The 4,935-nt window shown below is 67.7% G+C and carries 7 protein-coding genes; all 7 read left to right on the top strand.

Translation table 11 applies throughout. The annotated features are described in order from the left end of the window. On the top strand, nt 1–696 hold a 696-nt coding region (locus ACXJKH_RS14585), incomplete at its 5' end, for a CheR family methyltransferase (protein ID WP_457320307.1). Continuing rightward, nucleotides 696–1,280, top strand: a complete 585-nt coding sequence (locus ACXJKH_RS14580) for a chemotaxis protein CheB (RefSeq protein ID WP_457320305.1) — start codon at nt 696–698, stop codon at nt 1,278–1,280. The genes ACXJKH_RS14585 and ACXJKH_RS14580, both read left to right, overlap by 1 nt. Continuing rightward, nucleotides 1,277–2,392 (top strand): hybrid sensor histidine kinase/response regulator, encoded by a 1,116-nt coding sequence (locus tag ACXJKH_RS14575; protein WP_256777236.1) that lies wholly within the window; start codon nt 1,277–1,279, stop codon nt 2,390–2,392. Before ACXJKH_RS14580 ends, ACXJKH_RS14575 begins: the two co-directional genes overlap by 4 nt. Nucleotides 2,393–2,548: 156 nt before the next feature. Then, entirely contained in the window at nt 2,549–3,004 is a 456-nt protein-coding gene (gene mntR / locus ACXJKH_RS14570) for a manganese-binding transcriptional regulator MntR (protein WP_256777235.1), read from the top strand. Beyond that, nucleotides 2,997–3,521, top strand: a complete 525-nt coding sequence (gene tadA / locus ACXJKH_RS14565; RefSeq protein ID WP_457320302.1) for a tRNA adenosine(34) deaminase TadA — start codon at nt 2,997–2,999, stop codon at nt 3,519–3,521. The genes mntR and tadA overlap by 8 nt, the downstream gene beginning before the upstream one ends. Nucleotides 3,522–3,621: 100 nt before the next feature. Further along, the gene (orn, locus tag ACXJKH_RS14560) at nt 3,622–4,191 is read left to right on the top strand and encodes an oligoribonuclease (protein ID WP_457320300.1); all 570 of its coding nucleotides are present in this window, start codon (nt 3,622–3,624) and stop codon (nt 4,189–4,191) included. Between the two features lie 70 nt (nt 4,192–4,261). After that, nucleotides 4,262–4,935: EcsC family protein (locus tag ACXJKH_RS14555; RefSeq protein WP_457320298.1), on the top strand; the 674-nt coding region annotated here is incomplete at its 3' end.

Here is a 4,935-nt window from a genome sequence, read left to right as displayed (position 1 = left end):
CGTTTCGACTGCGCCACCATGGGCGAGCTGCAGCACCGCCTGCTGCATGAGCCGGAGACCTTCGCCCAGGCGATGCAGTACTTCACCGTGCAGGTCTCGGAGATGTTCCGCGACCCGGCGTATTTCAAGGTGCTGCGCGAGCACGCGATGCCGGTGCTGCGCACCTATCCGTCCATCAAGCTGTGGATTGCCGGCTGCAGCACGGGCGAAGAAGTGTGGTCGATGGCGATCCTGCTGCAGGAAGAGGGACTGCTGGACCGGTCCATCCTCTATGCCACCGACATCAATCCCGATGCGCTGCAGGCCGCCGAATCCGGCGCGTTCCCGTTGGAGCGCACCGCGCAGTTCAGCCGCAACTACCTGGCCGCCGGCGGCACCGGCTCGCTGTCGGACTACTACACCAGCGGCTACGGCAGCGTCGTGTTCGACCGCCGCCTGAAGCGCAACATCGTCTTCGCCGATCACAGCCTGGCCACCGACACGGTGTTCTCCGAGGTGCACCTGGTGTCCTGCCGCAACGTGCTGATCTATTTCCAGCGCGCGTTGCAGGACCGGGCTATCGGGCTGTTCCATGAGGCGCTGGTGCACCGCGGCTTCCTCGGCCTGGGCGGCAAGGAATCGCTGCAGTTCGGCGCGCACGCCAACGATTTCGAAGCCTGCGCGCGCGAGCAGCGCCTGTACCGGAAGCTGGCCTGATGAGCGCCGTGCCGCATCGGCAACATTTCGACGTGATCGTGGTCGGCGCCTCGGCCGGCGGCGTCAGCGCCTTGCAGGCGCTTCTCGAAGCGGTGCCGGCCGACCTGGCGATGCCGATCCTGGTGGTGCTGCACCTGCCGCGCGATCGCCCCAGCCGCATCGCCGACCTGCTCGACCTGCGCTGCCCGTTGCCGGTGCGCGAGGCCGAGGACAAGCAGCCGCTGCGCCCCGGCACGGTGACCTTCGCGCCGCCGGATTACCACCTGCTGGTGGAAGACCGCGACACCCTGGCCCTGTCCGTCGATGCGCCGGTGCTGTTCTCGCGCCCGGCGATCGACCCGCTGTTTGAAAGTGCCGCCGACGTGTTCGGCAGCGGCGTGCTGGCGATCCTGCTCACCGGCGCCAGCGCCGACGGCAGCGAAGGCGTGGCTGCGGTGCGCCACGCCGGCGGCCAGGCCTGGATCCAGTCGCCCGACGATGCCTATTCCTCCTTGATGCCTGCCTCGGCACTGGCCCACGCTGGCGCCGATGCAGTGCTTCCGCTTACTTCCCTGTGCTTGCGCATGAAAGGCCTTATCCGATGAACCTGATCGACCCCGCCAGGGCGACTGCCGATGACCGCGTGAACCTGCTGATCGTCGATGACGTGCCGCAGAACCTGGTGGCGATGGAAGCGCTGCTGCGCCGGGAGGGCCTGAATATCCTGTGCGCCGCCTCCGGCGCCGAAGCGTTGGAACTGCTGCTGCAGCACGACGTGGCGCTGGCGCTGCTGGATGTGCACATGCCCGAGATCGATGGGTTCTCGCTGGCCGAACTGATGCGCGGCTCGCAGCGCAGCCGCGATGTGCCGATCATTTTCCTGACCGCCTCGCCGAACGATCCGGTGCGCGCGTTCAAGGGCTACGAAACCGGCGCGGTGGATTTCCTGCACAAGCCGATCGAGCCGCAGGTGATCATGAGCAAGGTCAACGTCTTCATCGAGTTGTACCAGCAGAAGCAGCTGTTGAAGGCGCGCAACCACGACCTGGAACACGCGCTGAAACTCAATGAAACGATGATGGCCGTACTCACCCACGACCTGCGCACGCCGCTGGCCTCGATCCTGCTGTGTGCGGACAAGCTCGCGCTGGACCTGCCGGCCGACAGCGGCGTGCAGCGCACGCTGGGCCACCTGGAGAACAGTGCCCAGCGGATGGCGCGGATGGTCGAGCAGTTGCTGGATTTCTCCAAGATACGGACCGGGGGGCTGCGCCTGAACTGCGACGAGTGCGACGTTGGCGAGGTCGCTGCCGTGGTGGTGGCCGAGATCGCACGCGCCCACCCGCAGGCACGCATCGAGCTGCAGCTGGACGGCGACACGCGCCTGCAGGGCGATCCGGACCGGCTGGCGCAGCTGTTGTCCAACCTGATCGGCAACGCGGTGCTGCACGGCGGCGATGCGCCGGTGCAAGTGAGCCTGCACGGCGCCGGGCACGAGCCGCTGCGGCTGCAGGTGCGCAACGCCGGGCGGATTCCCGACGAACTGCTGCCGCGCTTGTTCGAGCCGTTCAAAGCCAGTTTCCACGACAGCCGCGGCCTCGGCCTGGGCTTGTTCATCGCCAGCGAGTTCGCCCGCGCGCACGGCGGCACGTTGGTGGCGCGCAACCTCGATGGCGAGGTGCTGCTGGAGACGGCGCTACAGCGCCGGATTCGCTGAGCCGTAGCCCGGACGGCGCGTGCACCGCACGCGCGAACCGGCAACCGGGTGGCCCGTGCGCGACCCAAGCGGACCCGGCCACGGCCGGCGGGCCGGGGTGCGGTAAACTGAGCGCCTTGCTGCCATAGTCGCCGCTGGCCGCCCGCTGGAGTTCCGATGCCCGCTTCCTCGCGCAAAATCTCGCCCTTGATCGATGCCCAGGTCCACGTTGAGGGCTTCGTGCAGGTGCGCGAGGCGCGTCGCTCGGAGCTGGTCGAGGATTATGTCGAGCTGATCGCCGACCTGATCGCCGACGGTCGCGAGGCGCGCCAGGTGGATATCGCCACCCGGCTCGGCGTGGCCCAGCCGACCGTGGCCAAGGCGCTCAAACGCCTGGTCAAGGAAGGTTGGGCGGTGCAGCGGCCCTACCGCGGGGTATTTCTCACCCCGGCCGGCGAGCAGTTGGCGGTGGAAATGCGCGCCCGCCACCAGACCGTGGAGCGCTTTCTGCTGGCGCTGGGCGTGGATGCCGACTCGGCCCGACGCGATGCCGAGGGTATCGAGCACCATGTCAGCGAAGCGACCTTGGCCGCGTTCGAGGCGTTTGTGCGCAAGGCCGACGGCCATGGTTGAGTCCCTGCCGGCACCGCCGCCGCTGGGCGTGCCGGTGCACGACCAGGACGAACACTGGATGCGCCATGCGCTGGCGCTGGCCGAACGCGCCGAGCAGGAATTCAACGAAATCCCGGTCGGCGCACTGCTGGTCGGCGCCGATGGCCAGGTGCTGGGCGAGGGCTGGAACCTCAACATCGCCGACCACGATCCCAGCGCGCATGCCGAAATCGTGGCGATGCGCCAGGCGGGCAGGGCGATCGCCAACCACCGCCTGATCGGCAGCACGCTGTATGTGACCCTGGAGCCGTGCGCGATGTGCGCGATGGCGATCGTGCACGCCCGCGTGGCACGGTTGGTGTACGCGGCCAGTGACCCCAAGACCGGCGCCTGCGGCAGCGTGTTCGACCTGCTCGGCGATGCCCGCCACAACCATCGTGTGGAGATCCACGGCGGGGTGCTGGCCAAGCAGGCCAGCACGCGGCTGACCAATTACTTCCGCGCCAAGCGCGGCAAGCCGCCCCTGCTGCTGGAATAGCGCAGCCTGTCGCGACGGGACGACGACGCGATGGCGGTATCATGACGCCCCTCCATCCCCGGTCGGTGCTGCGGCGCCGACCCTTGCACAAGGCGTGAACATGGCCGACAACGGCGCAGAAGGCGAGCGACTGATCTGGATCGATCTGGAAATGACCGGCCTGGATACTGACAACGATTCGATCATCGAGATCGCCACGGTGGTGACCGATGCGCAGTTGAACGTGCTGGCCGAAGGCCCCGAGTTCGCCATCCACCATCCGGTGGAGCGCCTGGAGGCGATGGACGAGTGGAACCGCACCCAGCACCGTCGCTCCGGTCTGTGGCAGCGCGTGGTCGACAGCCAGGTGAGCCTGGGCCAGGCCGAAGCGCAGACCGTGAACTTCCTGTCGCAGTGGATCAAGGCCGGTGCATCGCCGATGTGCGGCAACTCGATCTGCCAGGATCGGCGCTTCCTGCACCGTGAAATGCCCCGGCTGGAGCGATACTTCCATTACCGCAACCTGGACGTATCCACGATCAAGGAACTGGCCAAGCGCTGGGCGCCCAGTGTTGCCGCTGGCGTCGGCAAAACCGCCAGCCATACCGCGCTGAGCGATGTGCACGACTCGATCGACGAACTGCGCCACTACCGGCAGTTCATGGGCACCCTGGCAGGCCTGCCGGCCTGATCCAGCCGTGATGGCGGCGGGAGAGGGAAACGCACATTCCGTTCAACCCACCGGCGCTATGATCCGGGCCATGAACGCCATCTCCCGCAGCACGCCACCCCCGCTGGAAACGCAGATCCTGCCCACCTCGCAGGACTGGGCCGACCTGCAGCGCGCCGTCGCGCTGCTGGAATCGCCCACGCTCACCGCCAAGATGGCCAACCTGATCGGCTCGCCGCTGGAGTTTGCGGTAAAGAAGCTGCCGAACGTGGTGTCCCGGCGCATCCACGGCGCGGTTGAGGCGGCGCTGTTCAAGTCCGCCCAGGCGGCCTTGTGGAGCATGGACAATACGCCCGGCAAGACCGCCTCCACGCGCTGGCACAAGCTGGCAGCGGCCACCAGCGGCGCGGTCGGTGGTGCGTTCGGTTTCACCTCGTTGTTCATCGAGCTGCCGGTGTCGACCACGATCATGATGCGCTCGGTGGCCGACGTGGCCCGCAGCGAAGGCTTCGACCTGCGTGAGCTCAGCACCCGCCATGCCTGCCTGGAGGTGTTTGCCCTGGGCGGCAACTCGGGCAAGGACGATGCCAGTGAGACCGGCTATTACGTGACCCGCGGCTTCACCGCCGAAGTGATGCGCCACCTGTCGGCCGAGCTGGCCGGGCGCGTGGCCAGCGGCGGCGGGGTGATGATCGGGCTGACCCCGAAGGAAGCCGGCAAGTGGCTGGCCAAGATCGTGGAGAAGGTGGCCGCGCGCTTCGGCGT

This window comes from Stenotrophomonas sp. P5_B8 (genome assembly GCF_054049855.1).
This window is presented reverse-complemented; position numbering and strand designations above follow the sequence as displayed.

Excerpts from the sequence above, each read along its gene's own strand:
- ACXJKH_RS14580 (WP_457320305.1), top strand. The coding sequence starts at position 696 with ATGAGCGCCGTGCCGCATCGGCAACATTTCGACGTGATCGTGGTCGGC.
- ACXJKH_RS14575 (WP_256777236.1), top strand. The coding sequence starts at position 1,277 with ATGAACCTGATCGACCCCGCCAGGGCGACTGCCGATGACCGCGTGAAC.
- mntR (WP_256777235.1), top strand. The coding sequence starts at position 2,549 with ATGCCCGCTTCCTCGCGCAAAATCTCGCCCTTGATCGATGCCCAGGTC.
- tadA (WP_457320302.1), top strand. The coding sequence starts at position 2,997 with ATGGTTGAGTCCCTGCCGGCACCGCCGCCGCTGGGCGTGCCGGTGCAC.
- orn (WP_457320300.1), top strand. The coding sequence starts at position 3,622 with ATGGCCGACAACGGCGCAGAAGGCGAGCGACTGATCTGGATCGATCTG.